Annotated in this window: 15 protein-coding genes; 12 read left to right on the top strand and 3 right to left on the bottom strand. The window is 60.0% G+C overall.

Annotation, left to right across the window (positions count from 1 at the left end):
- The first annotated feature begins 197 nt into the window (after positions 1-197).
- The 5 genes from HNQ50_RS01035 to yjfF all read left to right on the top strand — a co-directional run bounded on the left by HNQ50_RS01035 (position 198) and on the right by yjfF (position 7383).
- Entirely contained in the window at positions 198-1967 is a 1770-nt protein-coding gene (locus HNQ50_RS01035) for a DEAD/DEAH box helicase (RefSeq protein ID WP_184096669.1), read from the top strand.
- A gap of 680 nt (positions 1968-2647) precedes the next feature.
- Positions 2648-3616, top strand: coding sequence for an ABC transporter substrate-binding protein (locus HNQ50_RS01030; RefSeq protein WP_221302936.1), 969 nt, complete (start codon positions 2648-2650; stop codon positions 3614-3616).
- 94 nt (positions 3617-3710) lie between these two features.
- Complete coding sequence (locus HNQ50_RS01025; protein ID WP_184096667.1) at positions 3711-5249, top strand: sugar ABC transporter ATP-binding protein; 1539 nt, start codon at positions 3711-3713, stop codon at positions 5247-5249.
- Complete coding sequence (locus HNQ50_RS01020; RefSeq protein WP_184096665.1) at positions 5246-6313, top strand: ABC transporter permease; 1068 nt, start codon at positions 5246-5248, stop codon at positions 6311-6313. Before HNQ50_RS01025 ends, HNQ50_RS01020 begins: the two co-directional genes overlap by 4 nt.
- On the top strand, positions 6310-7383 hold the full coding sequence (gene yjfF / locus HNQ50_RS01015; RefSeq protein WP_184096663.1) for a galactofuranose ABC transporter, permease protein YjfF: 1074 nt from the start codon (positions 6310-6312) through the stop codon (positions 7381-7383). Before HNQ50_RS01020 ends, yjfF begins: the two co-directional genes overlap by 4 nt.
- Before the next feature lie 286 nt (positions 7384-7669).
- Here the strand turns inward: yjfF and HNQ50_RS01010 are convergent, their stop codons facing one another.
- Both HNQ50_RS01010 and HNQ50_RS01005 read right to left on the bottom strand, forming a co-directional pair.
- Entirely contained in the window at positions 7670-8776 is a 1107-nt protein-coding gene (locus HNQ50_RS01010; protein ID WP_184096661.1) for a hypothetical protein, read from the bottom strand.
- A 132-nt stretch (positions 8777-8908) separates the two neighbouring features.
- Positions 8909-9910, bottom strand: a complete 1002-nt coding sequence (locus HNQ50_RS01005) for a LacI family DNA-binding transcriptional regulator (protein WP_184096659.1) — start codon at positions 9908-9910, stop codon at positions 8909-8911.
- A gap of 360 nt (positions 9911-10270) precedes the next feature.
- On the opposite strand from HNQ50_RS01005, the gene HNQ50_RS01000 reads away from it, so the two are divergent.
- The 6 genes from HNQ50_RS01000 (at position 10271) to HNQ50_RS00975 (ending at position 16598) form a co-directional block, all read left to right on the top strand.
- Positions 10271-11209 carry an ABC transporter substrate-binding protein gene (locus tag HNQ50_RS01000; protein WP_184096657.1) on the top strand — a complete coding sequence of 313 codons (939 nt, stop codon included), beginning with the start codon at positions 10271-10273 and terminating at the stop codon, positions 11207-11209.
- Between the two features lie 110 nt (positions 11210-11319).
- Entirely contained in the window at positions 11320-12831 is a 1512-nt protein-coding gene (locus HNQ50_RS00995; protein ID WP_184096655.1) for a sugar ABC transporter ATP-binding protein, read from the top strand.
- A 23-nt stretch (positions 12832-12854) separates the two neighbouring features.
- Entirely contained in the window at positions 12855-13883 is a 1029-nt protein-coding gene (locus tag HNQ50_RS00990) for an ABC transporter permease subunit (protein ID WP_184096653.1), read from the top strand.
- 79 nt (positions 13884-13962) lie between these two features.
- Complete coding sequence (locus HNQ50_RS00985; RefSeq protein WP_184096651.1) at positions 13963-14976, top strand: aldose epimerase family protein; 1014 nt, start codon at positions 13963-13965, stop codon at positions 14974-14976.
- A gap of 106 nt (positions 14977-15082) precedes the next feature.
- Positions 15083-16027, top strand: a complete 945-nt coding sequence (locus tag HNQ50_RS00980; protein ID WP_184096649.1) for an alpha/beta fold hydrolase — start codon at positions 15083-15085, stop codon at positions 16025-16027.
- Positions 16028-16373: 346 nt separating this feature from the next.
- Positions 16374-16598 (top strand): hypothetical protein, encoded by a 225-nt coding sequence (locus tag HNQ50_RS00975; RefSeq protein WP_184096641.1) that lies wholly within the window; start codon positions 16374-16376, stop codon positions 16596-16598.
- A 69-nt stretch (positions 16599-16667) separates the two neighbouring features.
- Here the strand turns inward: HNQ50_RS00975 and HNQ50_RS00970 are convergent, their stop codons facing one another.
- The gene (locus tag HNQ50_RS00970) at positions 16668-16928 is read right to left on the bottom strand and encodes a hypothetical protein (RefSeq protein ID WP_184096639.1); all 261 of its coding nucleotides are present in this window, start codon (positions 16926-16928) and stop codon (positions 16668-16670) included.
- Between the two features lie 296 nt (positions 16929-17224).
- On the opposite strand from HNQ50_RS00970, the gene HNQ50_RS00965 reads away from it, so the two are divergent.
- Positions 17225-17479, top strand: a complete 255-nt coding sequence (locus tag HNQ50_RS00965) for a hypothetical protein (protein WP_184096637.1) — start codon at positions 17225-17227, stop codon at positions 17477-17479.
- Positions 17480-17528 lie beyond the last annotated feature (49 nt).

The following is a 17528-nucleotide window of genomic DNA, read 5'->3' as shown; positions in this document are numbered from 1 at the left end:
TTGCAGCCACAGCCTGTGCCTTCGCACATCCGCCCTGCCGAGTGACACTCGCCTGACCGGCAACCGCTCCAGGAATCCACGGAACTACGCAGAGCGCATCCAGTCTTCGCTGTTCCCACACACGACATTCCTGTATCCGCCTCCGGACTGGAGCAGCTTTTCGCTGCATTGGCCGATACACGCTCTGGAGTTAATTAATGACTTTTTCCGCTTTAGGACTTGCGGACGAACTTGTGCGTGCCGTAGCCGATCTTGGTTATACGGACCCGACCCCGATTCAGACTCAGGCAATCCCCGCTATTCTGGCAGGCCAGGATGTAATGGCTGGTGCCCAGACTGGCACGGGTAAAACGGCGGGCTTTACGCTGCCGATCCTGCAAAAGCTGTTGGCCAGCCCGATCAAGGTCAAGCGCGGTGAACACGCACCGATCCGCGCGCTGGTACTGACTCCGACCCGGGAGCTGGCAGCCCAGGTTGAAGAAAGTGTCCAGGAATACGGCAAATACGCCGGGCAAAAATCGCTGGCCATGTTTGGCGGCGTGAGCATCAACCCGCAGATCAAGGCGCTGAAAGGCCGCGTGGATATCCTGGTGTCGACACCAGGTCGTCTGCTGGATCATGCCTCCCAGGGCACGATTGATCTGTCGAAGATTGAGATTCTGGTACTGGATGAAGCCGACCGCATGCTGGACATGGGTTTTATCCACGACATCAAGAAAGTGCTGGCCCTGTTGCCAGCGCAACGGCAGAACCTGCTGTTCTCTGCCACGTACTCTGACGAGATCAAGCAACTGGCCGACGGCCTGCTGAACAGCCCGGTGCTGATCGAAGTCGCCCGCCGTAATGCCACCGTCGAAGCCATCACCCAGAAGATCGTGCTGGTGGATCGCGAGAACAAACGGCATTTGCTGGCGCACCTGATCAAGGAACACAAGTGGTTCCAGGTGCTGGTGTTCACCCGCACCAAGCACGGCGCCAACCGTCTGGCAGAACAGCTGAGCAAGGAAGAAATTCCGGCCTTGGCCATTCACGGCAACAAGAGCCAGTCGGCCCGCACCCGCGCGCTGACCGAGTTCAAGTCCGGCACCTTGCAAGTGCTGGTGGCGACCGACATTGCCGCCCGTGGCATCGACATTGAAGAACTGCCGCACGTGATCAACTTTGAGCTGCCGATGGTGGCCGAAGATTACGTACACCGCATTGGCCGTACCGGCCGGGCCGGCGCCGAAGGCGAAGCGCTCTCCCTGGTGTGCGTGGACGAAATGCGCTTGTTGTCCGATATCGAAAAACTGATCAAGCGTGCCCTGCCGCGCGAGATCATTGCCGGGTTCGAGCCTGATCCCAATGCCAAGCCAGAGCCGATTGAGTCTGGCCGCCGTGGTCGTCAGCAACAACAGCAAGGCCGTGGTGCCCGCAATCAGCAGCCACGCCGTGACCGTCCGCAACGCGCCCCTGCCGAAGCCAGTGAAGGTGCAAGCGAAGGTCGTGCCGAAGCCGCCGCACCGCGCGAAGGCGGCGACAACCGCCGTCGTCAGAACCCGCGCAACAACCGCAAGCCGCGTCAGGAAGGCCAGAACGGTGGCCAGAATGGCCAGCGCGCTGAACGCACTGAAGGCCAGCGCAGTGAGGGTGCACGCGCCGAGGGGCAACCGCGTCGTCAAGGCCAGGGCCAGGGGCGCAACGGCCAACCGCGTGAGGGCGATCGTGGCAATGGCCAGCAGCAAGGTCGGCGCAATGACCGTCAGCAACAAGGTCAAGGGCGTAGCAATGGCGGTGGTCAGCGCGGTGAAAGCAACCGCAGCACTGGCGGTAACGCGGGCAACCGCAGCACCAGCCAGGCCCAGAAAGGTGACAAGAGCAACCGCGACGCCATTATGCGCGGCGATGCCCAGCCCACCTCTAACGAGAACACCCCTGTGTCCGCCTGGTTTGACCAGCCGCGACGCACGCATGGGCGTCATCGTTAATCGGTAGTAGCAACATGCGGCACCCCAGGGTGCCCGCACAGAAAACCCGGCTCTGGCCGGGTTTTTTTATGCCCGGTGGCCTCGGCGGCACAGGCATTGCCAGACAATCAGGTAATGCGTGGTATGGCGTCGTGCAGCAATTGGCCTTTGCAACGGTGGATTGCTACGCGCATCCACCCTGCGAACTGAACCGGGGCAGTCCATACACACCACATCGTCATTCCGGTCCTCGGCGGCCCCCTTGCGCCGGAATCCAGGTGCAAACATCGGTGCCGCAGGCACTGAACATGGTTTGCCGGTGAAGGCCCGCCTGCGGCGGGCGGACTGGATTCCTGCTTTCGCAGGAATGACGAGTCAGGGGTATGCCAGTCTCCCCCTCCTCACTCCTCACTCCCCGCAACCGTTTTGTCCGCCTCCATCTGGCGGTTTCGTCCATCTCCTTGTTGCACTGCAATCAACCAATACCAGCGTTCGCGGGCATTGGGGCTTGCGCCATCCCGGTGCGCAGGTGTCCTGTTTTGTGCATTGATTCAGCAGAAAATTACATTCGCATAAGGATTGCCCTGGCGCACGATTGCCCAAGCTTTTCCACCGTGAAAGGCTGATCCGGCCACACCAGGCGCGTAACGTCACGCCCCAAAAAAGTGCCGGTAAATAAACCACTGAAAATGAAGGAGTTGATGATGAATAAGTCGGGCACGCGTGTTTTGGCCACCCTGATGGTGGCAGCTGGCGTCATGCTCTGTAGCACGTTCTCGCATGCTGCAGACAAGCTGGTGTTGGGTTTTGCGCAAGTGGGTGCAGAAAGTGAATGGCGTACCGCCAATACCGAGTCGATCAAGAGCAGCGCCAAAGAAGCCGGCGTAGATCTGAAGTTCTCGGACGCACAACAAAAGCAGGAAAACCAGATCAAGGCTATCCGGTCTTATATTGCGCAGAAAGTGGATGTGATTGCGTTCTCGCCCGTGGTGGAGTCGGGCTGGGAGCCAGTGCTGCGCGAAGCCAAAGCGGCTAAAATTCCGGTGATCTTGACCGACCGCGCCATCAAGGTGTCGGATGACTCTCTCTATACCGCCTTCATTGGTTCGGACTTCCTGGAAGAAGGCCGCCGCGGTGGTCGCTGGCTGGAAGACCATTACAAGGGTGCACAAGGCCCGATCAACATTGCTGAACTGCAAGGCACTGTGGGCTCTGCGCCGGCGATTGACCGTCACAACGGTCTGATCGAAGTGATCAAGAGCGATGACCGCTTCAAGATCATTGCCAGCCAGAGTGGCGACTTCACCCGCGCCGGTGGCAAGCAGGTGATGGAAGCCATGCTCAAGTCTTATGGCAAGCAAATCCAGGTGGTGTATTCGCACAATGACGATATGGCCATTGGTGCAATCCAGGCCATTGAAGAAGCGGGTCTGAAGCCGGGCAAGGACATCGTCATTGTGTCGTTTGATGCGACCAAGGGCGGCTTCCAGGCCATGATGGCCGGCAAGATGAACGTGTCCGTGGAATGCAGCCCGCTGCTGGGGCCGCAACTGATGGAAACCGCCAAGCTGGTGGCTGCCGGCAAATCGGTTCCCAAGCGCATCGTGACCAAAGAAACCGTGTTCCCGATGGAAACCGCAGCCGCGGCCTTCCCGTCGCGCAAATATTGATCGCGTAGTTCGCACAACGCTGATTGTCCGGGGACGGTGAAAACCGTCCCCGACATCCGTTTATTCCTTCAGTTTGTGCCACAAGGACTGCACGATGAATGCTGCCGCCTCCGACCTGCCCCACCAGCATACTGGTGAGGCGATCTTGCACATGACGGGAATCGAGAAACGTTTTCCCGGTGTGCATGCACTCAAACACGTTGAGTTTCGCCTGTTTCCCGGCGAAATCCATACCCTGATGGGCCAGAACGGCGCGGGTAAATCCACGCTGATCAAGGTCTTGACCGGCGTACACCCGGCCGATGCCGGCCAGATCATGTTTGCCGGCCAGACTGTCAAACTCGATTCACCCGAGGCCGCCGAAGCCGCCGGTATCCGTACCGTTTACCAGGAGGTCAACCTCTGCCCCAACCTTTCTGTGGCAGAGAACATCTATATCGGCCGTTTCCCCCGCAAGGCCGGTCGCATCGACTGGTCCACGCTGCACGAGAATGCCCGCACCTTGCTGGCCACGCTCTCGCTCGACCTGGACGTCACCCGTGCGCTGGATGCCTACCCGATTGCCATCCAGCAAATGGTGGCGATTGCCCGTGCGCTAAGCGTGGATGCCCAGGTGCTGATTCTGGATGAACCCACCTCCAGCCTGGATGAAGATGAAGTCCAGAAACTGTTCACCCTGCTGCGCCAGTTGAAAGCGCGCGGCATGGCGATCCTGTTTGTGACGCATTTTCTGGAGCAAACCTACGCGGTATCTGACCGCATTACCGTGTTGCGCAACGGCGAACGCGAAGGCGAATACCTGGCGCGTGATCTGCCACGACTGACGTTGATCCACAAAATGGTTGGCCGCGAGATCGACCCGGATCAACTGGCCAAACCGCAATGGGCGGATGCCAAACCAGGCGACACCTTTATCGGCGCACAAGGCATCAGCCGGCGCGGCAGCATGCAGGCGCTGGATCTGGATATCCGCGCGGGCGAAGTCCTCGGTCTCGGCGGCTTGTTGGGCTCCGGCCGGACTGAAACGGCGCGCCTGCTGTTTGGCGTAGATAAATGTGAGTCCGGAGAAATGAAAGTGGCGGGTCAGAACACCCGGTTTACCTCCCCTCGTGACGCCATCAAGGCCGGCATTGGCTATTGCCCGGAAGACCGCAAATCCGAGGGGATCATTGCCGATTTGTCGGTGCGCGAGAACATTATTCTGGCGCTGCAAGCGCGCCAGGGGTTGTTCCGCTATCTGCCGCGCAAACGCCAGGACGCCATCGCCAACGATTACATCCAGCATCTGGGCATCAAAACGCCCCATGCGGAGCAACCGATTGGCCTGTTGTCTGGCGGCAATCAGCAAAAAGCCTTGCTGGCGCGCTGGCTGGCGACCGATCCGAAAATGCTGATCCTGGATGAACCCACGCGCGGTATTGATATGGCCGCCAAGCTGGAGATCATGGATCAGGTCCTGGCGCTGTGCCGCAAAGGCCTGGCGATCTTGTTCATTTCTTCCGAGATGAGCGAAGTGGTGCGCGTCAGCCACCGCATTGCCGTACTGCGCGACCGCCACAAGGTGGGCGAGCTGCCGGCAGGCCAGACCAATGAACACGCGGTCTTTCACATGATTGCCGGAGGCGAACAATGAATACGGCCACCCCTGAGGCCACCGGCTGGACCAAGACGCTGGTACGGCACCCGCTGTTTTTGCCGGTGCTGACGCTGCTTGTGCTGTTGCTGGTTAACCGTGCGTTCAATGCGCACTTTTTTCATATTGAAAACAAAGACGGCCACCTGTTTGGCAGCCTGATCGACATCCTGAACCGCGCTTCGCCGCTGGCCCTGGTGGCCTTGGGTATGACGCCAGTGATTGCCACACGCGGGGTAGATGTCTCGGTCGGCGCAGTGGTGGCCATCAGTGCCGCTACGGCGGCGGTGCTGATTGGCGGGCAGATGCAGATCGTCAATGGCGTAGAGGTTTACGTCAGCAACGTGCCCCTGCCCTTTGCCATTGCCGGCGCCTTGCTGGTCGGTTTGCTGTGCGGGCTGTGGAATGGCGCGCTGGTGGCATATGTCGGTATGCAACCCATCATCGCCACCTTGATCCTGATGGTGGCCGGACGTGGCATTGCCCAGTTGCTGACCGCCGGACAGATCATCACCATTTACTACCAGCCGTATTTCTTTCTGGGTGCCGGTTTCCTGGGCGGTTTGCCCTTTGCCTTGTATATCGTCGCGGCGGTGGGCATTGTGTTGTGGTTCTTTACCCAACGCACAGCGCTGGGCCTGTTTGTGACCGCCATTGGTATCAACCCCACGGCGTCTTACTTTGCCGGGATCAAGGCCCGCGCCATCATGCTGTGCGTGTACGGGTTCTCTGGCTTGATGGCGGGTGCAGCCGGCTTGATCATCAGCTCCAACGTCAAAAGTGCGGATGGCAACAACGCCGGCTTGTTGATGGAGCTGGATGCCATTCTGGCCGTGACCCTGGGCGGCACCTCGCTGGCCGGCGGGCGGTTTAGCCTGGTCGGTTCATTGATTGGCGCGCTGATCATCCAGACGCTGACCTACACCACGTACTCCATCGGCGTACCGCCGGAAGCCAACCTCGTGGTCAAAGCCGTGGTGGTGTTCATTGTCTGTGTGGTGCAGTCCGAGCCCATGCGTAAATTGATCCTGCGCGATCCATCCTTGCAGGGAGTCACCCGATGAACAAACCCTCTTTGACGACGCGCCTGACCGATCCACGCACCCTGCCGCTGTTGATTACGCTGGGGCTGTTTTTGCTGATGTTTGGCTATGGCTCGGTCGCGTATCGCGGTTTTTTCTCTGCCCAGGTGTTCTGTAACCTGTTCATCGACAACGCTTTTTTGTTGATTGTGGCCATCGGCATGACCTTTGTGGTGATCTCTGGCGGCATTGATCTGTCGGTGGGCGGGCTGGTGGCGGTGACGACCATGATCTCCGCCACGCTGGTGCAGTCTCATCACTGGCCCATCTGGGTGGTCACTCCGCTGGTACTGTTACTGGGCGCGCTGTTTGGCGGCTTCCAGGGCGTGCTGATCCAGTATTTCCGGTTACAGCCGTTTATTGTCACGCTGGGAGGTTTGTTCCTCACGCGCGGGCTGTGTTTTCTGATCAACATTGAGTCCATCACCATTGCCGATCCGGCGTACACGGCGGTGTCGGAATTCCGTTTGCATCTGCCGGGGGCGGATATCTCGGCCAACGTGCTGATTGCGGCGGCGGTGTTTATCGGCGCGGTGTGGCTGGCCCAATACAGCGAGTTTGGCCGCGTGGTGTACGCCATTGGCGGCAGTGAACGCTCTGCCGTGTTAATGGGCTTGCCGGTGGCACGGACCAAAGTCATGGTGTACATGCTCTCTGGCTTCTGCGCCGCGCTGGGCGGGGTGACGTTTACCTTCTACATGCTGTCCGGCTACGGCCTGCATGCCCAGGGGATGGAACTGGATGCCATTGCGGCCACGGTCATTGGTGGCACGCTACTTACCGGTGGCGTGGGGTATGTGACCGGCACGCTGTTTGGCGTGCTGATCCTGGGCGTGATCCAGACCCTGATTACCTTTGACGGCACACTCAGCTCCTGGTGGACGCGCATTGTCATCGGTGCATTGCTGTGTGTGTTCTGCGTGCTGCAACGGCTGCTGGATAGCCATGCCAGCAAACGCCGCACCAGCCGGGCGGCGGTGGGCAAAACGGTGGCGCCTGCGGTGGCGGCTGGCGATGCAACACCGGCGGAGATGGTGGCGCAGCAGCATTGAGGTGTGAGGTGTGAGGTGTGAGGTGTGAGGTGTGAGGTGTGAGGTGTGAGGTGTGCCAGATTATGCGTGCCACCTCGCCTCGCACACCACCACATCGTCATTCCGGCCTTGAGCCGGAATCCAGGTGTAAACGTTTGTGCCGAAGGCACTGCAAATGGTTTTGTCATGGTTTGCCAGAGTAAGCCCACCTGCGGCGGGCGTCCCTCCTGGATTCCGGCGCAAGGGGGCCGCCTAGGACCGGAATGATGAGTCTTTGGCACGCCAGTCTCTCACTCCTCACTCCCCCTCAATTCGTCAGCAACTTCAGCGACAACACCGTCTCCGCCGTATACGCCGTGCCATCCATGTAGTTGTCCCCCACAATCCGCTCCAGCGAGATTGAGGGCATGACGGTGGGCCGGGTGCCGTCCTTGTTGGGTGCCAGCGAGTAATCCACCCCAAAGCGCGTCAGGTGGGATGAGCGCCGGTACAAGCCGGCGGTGGTGACCAGATCCCGGCCAGTGAGGTAGGAGGCGTGAAATTTCAAGCGCCATAGATAGCCACCGGGATAGTAATCGCCAGTCATGCCCAGATAGCCGCCGGTTGCAGTACCCGGACTTTGGCCCGCCTCTACCCGCGCCAGGTGGTCCACATACACGCCACCCAAGGGATAGACAAACCAGGATGAGCCTGCGGAGTCATAAGGTTTGCCAACCACCAGCATGCCCGGCAGGATCAGCCGGGTATCAAACGCCAACCCTTGGGAGAGCGTGTCGTTCTGCGCGTCTTCCTTGACGTTGACGTTAACGGAACTGCCCAGCGCAAAGCCATCTTTTTTGGCATCAAACAATGTCCCCGCCGCACCCAGTTGCGCCCCGCGCGAGTTGTAGGGGTTGTCGCTGGCGGTATTCATGTTCATCCAGAGGGCCGAATACCAGCGCCAGCCCCAATCGGTCAGCGTGTCAGGCAAGAAGCGTTTGCCCATGCGCCACGTCAGACCAGCCTGCACCAGCGATGAGGAGTTATCAGAGCCATGCGTAATGGCCAGCACCGCCGGGTTGGTCGCATTGGGGCCAGGGCCGTCGCGCAGGGCGAAGTCGTTCCAGAAATGATGAGGGGGCGCAGCAACCGCAGAGGCGACCTGTGGCGAGGGTTTAGCTGTGGCAACCGCACTGGCGCTTTGCGCGGCCGGTTTGGCTGTGGCCACCTCACTGGCGGTGGCGGGTTGAGTGGCTTGCGCGGCATTGGCCAGATCGCCCGCTTCTTCCGGGGCGGTTTCCGGGCTGCCAAACAACTCGTCATAACAGGCAAGACGGGCCTTGTTGTTGACAATGCTCTGGCAGGGCGAAGCCCATGCCGGCGAACAACTCAACGTGAAAATCGCAAGGGCCGCAACAACAAACAAAGTCCGCATGGGCTGGGCAGCCTGTGCCGGTGCCAGAAAAGCACAAGCAGTCTGGCCGGAGAGTGGACATGGCCCTCAATTCTGGCAAAAAAAACGCCGGCAGTTTGTCAGAAAAGCGCTGACATGCTGTGGGAAAACGGCTCAGGCCGACTCGCGGATCACCAACCGGCCAGCAAAACGTTGCTGGTACAAGCGGCCACCCAGTTCGGCCGGGTCTAGCTGGATAAAGTGCATGGCCGCCTGGCTGATGCGCTCAATATCCTGATGCACCGTGGTCAGTTGCGGGTCCATGTATTCGCAAATATCCAGGTTGTCATGCCCGGCCAGCAGCATGTCTTTGCCGGGGTGACGGCCAAACTTGCGCAGGGCTTTGGCGGCACCGAACGCCATCCGGTCGGTGGTACACATGATGGCACCCGCACCGGATTCCCGCAGACCGCCCTGCCCGCACCAGTTCAATAGTTGCTCATAGGCAAACGCTTCAAACTGCCAGGTGGGGGTGTCCACGGCAACAGGGATAACTTCCGGGGTTTCGCCGGCCGCTTTCATGGCCGCGATATACCCCGCCATGCGTTCCGGGCGGGATGGATTGGCAATGCGCGGCGTACCCAGATAGGCCGGACGCACATTGCGGCTTAACAGGTAGTTCACCATCAGCCCGATACTCTGATGATTATCGTTCATGACGAAATGGCAGTTCTCGTCCATGAAACTATCCAGAAAGACAATGCGCATTTCTTTTTGCAGGCTGGCCAGCAAAGCGCGGTTGTCGTTGGACTCAATGGGCGTGAGGATGATGCCGTGCACCTTCATGGCCCGCAGCGCCATCAAGGCAGCGGCTTCCCGCCGGGTGTCATTGTTGGATGCCTGGATGACGATCTGCAAACCGAGCGCGGCGGCTTCACGCTCCATCAATTGCAGCACCTTGCCAAAGAACGGTTCGGCAATAAACGGCAACACCACCCCGACCAGGTTGGAACGCCCGGTCACCAGACTGACCGCGTGCAGGTCTGGCACATAGTTGAGTGCCCGACAGGCGCGTTCGATTTTCTCGCGGGTGTCGGGCTTGAGTGTTGCGCTGCCGTTGAAAAATTTACTCACCGTCGTGCGGGATAAACCGGCCGCCGCAGCGACGTCGTTCATGGTCACGACCCCCGAAAAACCATCAGGACTGGCAACGATTTCATTCTCTGGCACGGGTAGGCATCCCTGGGCTGTTTATTGTGTAGATTCAATGTGTACGCGTGTAAAACCCAGTGTACACAATTTGCGCAAATGCCGCCGCTACACCCGTCAGAACGACCGTTTGAATTGCCGCAGCGCACCATGATGGTGTAATAAAAACACCTTATGCCACTGGTCGGCGCGTTATTGGTGCGCCCTCGCATTCAAAATTTTACACGTGTACATTTATTGACAGCGGGTTATCCCACAAGACACCGCAACAAGCCGCAGCTTTCTCGCCGGCAATGCTATTTCTATCAATGGATCAGGAGTCCGACCATGCGTTTCGCCCAACAAGTTATTGTTGCCACGTGTGCAGCCGCTTTTGCCCTGCCTGCCTTTGCCGCCAAGCCAATCAAGTACATTGGCGTCACCGTGGGTGATCTGGCTAATCCGTTTTTTGTCGCTATTGGCAAGGGTGCAGAAGACGAAGCCAAAAAGCTCTCTGGCCCCAATGTGAAAGTCACTACCGTATCCAGCAAATACGATCTGAACACCCAGGTGGGCCAGATCGAGAACTTCATCGCCAACAAGGCTGACATGATCATCGTCAACGCCGCCGACCCCAAGGGCGTTGCGCCTGCGCTGCAAAAAGCCAGGGCAGCGGGGATTGTGGTGCTGGCGGTCGATGTGGGTGCAGAAGGTGCCGATATCACGGTGATGTCTGACAACACCATGGCCGGGACCGAGTCCTGCCGTTACCTCGCCAAACAACTGAACGGCAAGGGCAATGTGGTGATCGTCAACGGCCCGCCGGTCACCGCCGTGATTGACCGCGTTGCCGGTTGCAAGAAACTGTTGGCCACCTATCCCGGTATCAAGGTGCTGTCGGACAACCAGGACGCCAAGGGCAGCCGCGATGGCGGCATGCAGGTCATGGCCGACTTGTTGACGGCCCACCCGAAGATTGACGGCGTGTTTGCCATTAATGACCCGTCCGCCATCGGCGCTGAACTGGCCATCAAACAGGCCAGCCGTACCGATGTGAAGCTGATCGCCTCGGTCGATGGCGCGCCGGATGCGCAAGTGGCGCTCAAGGACAAGAACAGCCTGTTTGCCGTTTCCACCGCGCAAAACCCCTACAAGATGGCCGAGACCGCGGTACAGATGGGTTACGACTTGATGAATGGCAAGAAGCCGGCACAAACCACCGTCCTGCTGCCCACCCCGCCCATCACCAAGGCCAACGTTGCCACTTATCAAGGCTGGGTAAAGTGAGGGTGTGTGAGGTGTAAGGGGTGAGAAGTGAGGTGCAAAAACCGGCCACTGCGTCGATTTGCCTCCTCACGCCTCTCTCCTCACACCTCACCCTCCCCGAAGGGGAAACCATGGGTGAAATCGTTCTGGAAATGGAACGGATCAGCAAACGCTTCGGCGCCACGCGCGCGCTGGATAACGTGGCGTTGCAGGTGCGTAGCCATGAAGTACTGGCTTTGATGGGTGAAAACGGCGCGGGCAAGAGCACGCTGATGAAAGTGCTCTCTGGCGTCTATCAGCCCGATGCGGGTGAAATCCGCCTGTTGGGGCAACCCGTCAAACTCAACGCCCCCGCCGATGCGCGCGCGGTGGGCATCAATCTGATTTATCAGGAACTCGCCGTCGCCCCCCACATGACCGTGGCACAAAACGTGTTCATGGGCAGCGAGCCGCGTGGCCGCTTCGGGCGGGTGGATCTGACCACCATGCGCACACGGACCAATGAGGTGCTGCAACAACTGGGCGCACGCTTTGACGCCGATACGCTGGCCGGATCATTGGGCATTGCCGATCAGCAGCAGGTGGAAATCGCCCGTTCACTCATCCACCAAAGCCGCGTGCTGATCATGGATGAACCCACCGCGGCGCTGTCTGACCGTGAAACCGAACGGCTGTTTGGCGTGATTCGCCGCTTGCGGGATGACGGCATCGCCATTGTGTATATCAGCCACCGCATGGCAGAGATGACCGAACTGGCGGATCGGGTGGCGGTGATGCGTGATGGCGGTTACGTCGGCACGCTGCTCAAGGCCGAAGCCGCGCCGGAACGCGTGATCCAGATGATGGTCGGCCGGCCGCTGGATGACTTCTACCAGCGTCGTGAAACCACAGCCAAAGGCCCGGTACGGCTGGCCGTTCGCAACGTCGTCAGCCCCAAGATCAACGATGCATCGTTCCATGTGTGTGCGGGCGAGGTGCTGGGCCTGGCCGGTCTGGTCGGCGCCGGCCGGACGGAACTGGCGCGCATTATCTTTGGTGCAGACCCCAAAGCCAGCGGCGACATTCTGGTGGATGGCAAGGCGGTCAACATCAAGGAACCGCTGGACGCGATGCGGTTGGGCATTGGTTATCTGCCGGAAGATCGCAAGGGTCAGGGGCTGTTTTTGCAATTGTCGGCACTGGCCAACACCACCATGAGCGTGCTGGGCAAGCATTCCCGCATGGGGCTGCTGAACCACAAGGCGCTGCGCAAGCTGACCGAAGATGCCATCAAGCAACTGTCGGTGAAAGTGCCGGGGCCGGACGGGATTGTGGGCGGTTTGTCTGGCGGCAACCAGCAAAAACTCTTGCTGGCGCGCTGGCTGGCGATCAAGCCGCGCGTGCTGATTCTGGATGAACCCACACGCGGCGTGGACGTCGGCGCCAAAAGCGAAATCTACCGCATCATCAACCAGTTGGCCGCCAGCGGCGTAGCCGTGGTGGTGATCAGCAGCGAACTGCCCGAGGTCATCGGCATTTGCGATCGCGTGGTCGTCATGCGTGAAGGCCATATCACCGGCGAAGTAGCGGGTGACGCAATCAATCAGGAAACCATCATGACTTACGCCACCCTCGCCACCGCACCTGCTGCGCTGGCGGCGTAACAGCAGCAATCAAGGACATCATCATGGCCCATCAGACTCACACCGCTGGCGCAGCGCCGCTCTCGCCGACGCCAGCGCACCCTATGACCTTCGGTCAACTGTTCAACCGCGTCGGCATGTTGCCGGTGCTGATCCTGATGTACGTCGCGTTCTATTTTCTGACGCGCTACCTGAGTGATGACGGTACGTCCAATTTCATGACGACCGGCAACACCATGAACATCTTGCGGCAAACCTCCATCAACCTGGTGCTGGCGTGTGGCATGACCTTTGTCATCCTTACCGCCGGCATTGACCTCTCGGTCGGCTCGATCCTGGCGGTCTCTGCCGTCCTGGGTATGCTGACCTCGTTACCGGGTCATCTGGCCGCCCTGGCGTTACCGGTGTTCTTGCTCTCCGGCCTGGGTATGGGCTTGATTAACGGCGTGATGGTTGCCGGCTTCAAGATCAACCCGTTTGTGGTCACCCTGGGCACCATGACCGCCCTGCGCGGTGCGGCCTATCTGTTTGCCGATGGCACGACGGTACTCAACCGGGATATTCCGTCTTTTGAGTGGCTGGGCAACAGTAATTTCATGGGTGTGCCCTGGCTGATCTGGGTAGCCATGGGCGTGGTGCTGGTCAGTTGGTTCATCCTGCGCCAGACCGTGCTGGGCCTGCATATCTACGCTGTGGGCGGCAACCCGCAAGCAGCGCGGCTGACCGGGATCAAGGTGGGCGCCGTACTGCTGTTTGTGTACGCCATCAACGGCCTGTTTAGCGGTATTGCCGGGGCCATGAGTGCGTCACGACTGTATGGTGCCAACGGCAACTGGGGCACCGGTTATGAGCTGGATGCCATTGCCGCTGTGGTACTGGGTGGCACCAGTTTGATGGGCGGCGTGGGCTCGGTCTGGGGTACGGTGATTGGTGCGTTGATCATCGGCGTGATGAACAACGGTCTGACCATTATCGGCCTCTCCAGTTTCTGGCAATACGTAGCGAAAGGCGTGGTGATTGTGTTGGCGGTGATGCTGGATAAATGGCGTCAGCAACAAGCCACGACCAACTAATCATCAGAAACCAGATCGTGTGCAGGGGCAGTTGATGCATCGCGTTGTTTCCCGTTCACCTGCCCCGCCGGAGCCCCCCATGCAACGAGAGGATGCCACCCGTTGCCTGCTGGTCTGGCCCCATGGCACCGCGTGTATCGAAAAACGGGGAGGCATGCTGGGGCCCGTGGATTTCCGGTTGCCGCATGATCGGCATTTACAGCCTTTCTATGTGGCACCGTGGGCCGACGACCCGGCATTGCCCGGCCTGTTGCGCACCATGCGCGGTGAATGGCCGTGTGTTCCCTTCAGCCGCAACACCATACCGCAAGACCTGGCACCCGGCTGGCGCAAGCGCATCCCGGCCGACCCGGCGTACAGCTTGCCCCACGGCCCCGGCGCCAATCAGCCCTGGCAGCTCCTGGCGCGCGATGCGCTGGGCATCACGCTGGGCATTGAATACCCGCACGATTCGGCCATTGCCTTGCTGCGGCGGGAGATCCGGGCTGATCCGGACGCGCCGGCGCTGGACATCAGCCTGACCCTTTACCCGCGGCGCGATACCGTCATGCCGGTGGCGCTGCATCCCACTTTTCGCATGCCCACTGAAACCGGCGGCTTGCTGTTGCAGCCGGGGACATTTGAACAGGCGTTAACCTTCCCGACGGCATTCGAGCCCGCATCCCGACTGGCCCCCAATACCAGCGCGTCCAGTCTGGCCGCGATTCCGGGCAAGGACGGGCAGACCGTGGATTTGCGGCACTTGCCGCTGGCCAGCGCGACCGAAGAACTGTTGCAACTGGTCAATAGTGAGGGCCGCTTTGATCTGTGTTATCGCCAGGAAGAAGCCCGGGTCAGCCTGAGCTGGGACGCCGCAGCCCTGCCCGACGTGGTGTTATGGATCAGCAATGGTGGCCGCCCCGATGCGCCGTGGCTGGGCCGCAACTTTGCGCTGGGCGTGGAACCCGTCAACGGCATATTTGAATTGGGTGGCGTGGCGCAGCCACCGCCAGAGCACCCGCTGTTCGCGCGCGGACTGGCTTTGCAGGCGGGCCAGGCGCGCACTATCCGCTACCGGATTGCGGTCTCTCCCCACCTGCCCGCCGGCGTTTGAAACAGCGCGGGTGTGGGGCCGGTACAACCTCCGGCTACATTAGGGGTAGACGAAGTCCCCCGAAGTAACGCAATCTATCAGCATCAATCGCTTTTGCTGCGTTGCAATGCCCCAGATTCGCGTCAATAAAATCGCCATCGAATACGAAACCTTTGGCCTGCCGGAAAATCCCCCCGTTTTGCTGATCATGGGCCTGGGGATGCAGTTGCTCGGCTGGCCCGAGGATTTCTGCCAGGTCCTGGCCAACCAGGGTTATTTCGTGATCCGCTTCGACAACCGGGATATCGGCTTGTCATCGCACATGGAATGCTGCGGCAAGCCCCACTTGGCGTGGACCATCATGAAGCACAAGCTCGGGTTGCCGATCAAACCGCCGTATTCGCTGGCGGATATGGCCGACGACGCCATTGGCTTGCTGGACGTACTGGGCCTGCAAAGAGCCCACGTGGTCGGGGCCTCCATGGGGGGCATGATTGCGCAGATCGTCGCGTCCAAAGTGCCAGAGCGGGTGCTGAGCCTGACCAGTATCATGAGTAGCTCCAGCGCGCCCGGCCTGCCTGGGCCCAACGCTGCGGCGCAGGCGGCCATCCTTAAACGCGCCCCGCATTCCCTCTATCGTCCGCAGCACCGTGAGGCGCTGATCGATTTTCTGCATCAGAACTGGCAAATCCTGCACAGTCCGGGTTTCCCCACGCCGGAAGTGGTCCAGCGCGAACGTATCCGCCGTAGCCTGGACCGGGCGATTTATCCGCAAGGGGTGCTGCGTCAGTTGATGGCGGTGGTAGCCGGGCCGGATCGCAGCGCGCTGCTGGCCAAGCTCAAGGTGCCGACGCTGGTCCTGCATGGCACGGACGACCCGCTGATTCCGCTGGCTTGCGGGCAAGACACCGCCCGCAAGATTCCTGGCGCACGCTTTGAAGCAATCCCGGGTATGGCACACGACCTGGCGCCGGGCGTATGCTCTTTGCTGCTGGATCGCTTGCCTGCGCATTTTGAAGCCGCTGCCGCCCTGCGGGCAGAGCCGGAAGCCGTCAGCGACTCCGGCATCTAAGCGCCAACAACCTGGTGCCCCATTGCGGGGCATCCCCTACCGTACGTCGGAACATGCCAAGCATCCATGCGGGCCAGCCGTGAGCCCGCCAGATGGCTCATGCCAGGCAAGGCGTTCCCTGGCTATAACTCATACAGAAAGAGAACCGTCAGCCAGATCACCAGTTTGGCGGCGACAACGTGCCAGCACTGGCTCAGAGTGTATGGCACAAGCAACTGGAGTTGATTCTTGCCTGTCACTGGCGCCTTATCGGCGACCGGTCCGACGGGCCTTCGGCATCTGCCGCACCATCCACTTGGCGCTATCCGCGCCAGATCATGGCTTTTGGCAAGATCGGGAGATAAACATGACGCTCACACGCTGGTCCAGAACCTGGAGAAAAGACGAAGGGTACGAACTGCGCGAACGCATCCATGAAGATGAAACCGGAATAGGCCGTTTTGCCGGCTTGTACCTGTTCCAGAATGGCGAGGAAATTGGCGGGCCCTACCCCAGCATGCGCAAGGCGGAAGACGTGCTGTTTCACATGACCGCGCGGGGCGCGGACCTGGCCTTGCAACTGGCGCGCTAACGGCGGCCGGTTGCAGCAGACAGCAAAAAACAAGGCGGACCTGTTGGTCCGCCTTTTGTATGTCTACCGTCAGGCGGTGCGGCCTGCACCCTGACGTGGCGGAGGCAAACGACCTGATTCAATGATGAAACGGGCTACGCGCAATGCTTCGGCATTGGCGGCGGCCTCAGAGAAATACTGGGACGGTCGCGACACCCGTTGCCACGGGAAAACCAGTTGCGGGTCTACCCCTTCAGTCGCAAGGCCAATGGTCAGCGTGGGGTACCACTCCAGCGTTTCCACATCCAGCTCGGCGCTGGTTTCGATCAGATAACCACGGTGTTGTTGCATGATGCGTGTCTCCTTGCACTAACCACATAAGCCCAGCCAGATTGCACTTTTTGCGCACCCGGTTGTCGCAGTGGGCAACGCGCGATTGCCAACAGCTTGACCCTACGCCACTTTATTGCTGCAATGCAACATATCGAGTCCGATCAAGAGTGTCTGTAGGGGTTTGCACGTAAACATTTGTTTGAAATGTGAAATTCAAATCGCAGCAACGGCGCGGCCTGGCGCGGGCTCTGCCACCTGGCAGACCACCTGTCGTCCGGTTTGTGCTGTACTGCAACCCTCAAGGAGATCAACGCATGTCATGGCAAGGTGGCAGTGAGCTTTTTGAAGACTTGATCGTCGCGGCGCAAAAAGCCGTGACCGACAAGGACCAGCGACGCGACTTCTATCTGGAAATGATCGAGTCCTTTGAGCGCGAAGGCTGGGATCAGCCCGAGTACTGCCGGGGTCTTGATAGCGCCTATGATGAAGCGCTGGAAATCCTGCATCCGGAGCTGGAAGAAGAAGATGAACTGGATGACGAGGACCCCGAAGACAGCGACTGGTCCTGACCCGGAGCCTGGCTGCGTCATCCCGCTGGCCCAATGCCCCGGCCCGGCC

It is taken from the genome of Silvimonas terrae, from assembly GCF_014202765.1.
In the GTDB taxonomy this organism is placed as follows: domain Bacteria; phylum Pseudomonadota; class Gammaproteobacteria; order Burkholderiales; family Chitinibacteraceae; genus Silvimonas; species Silvimonas terrae.
The sequence above is the reverse complement of the archived record's forward strand: the minus strand, read 5'-3'. Positions and strand labels throughout refer to the sequence as shown.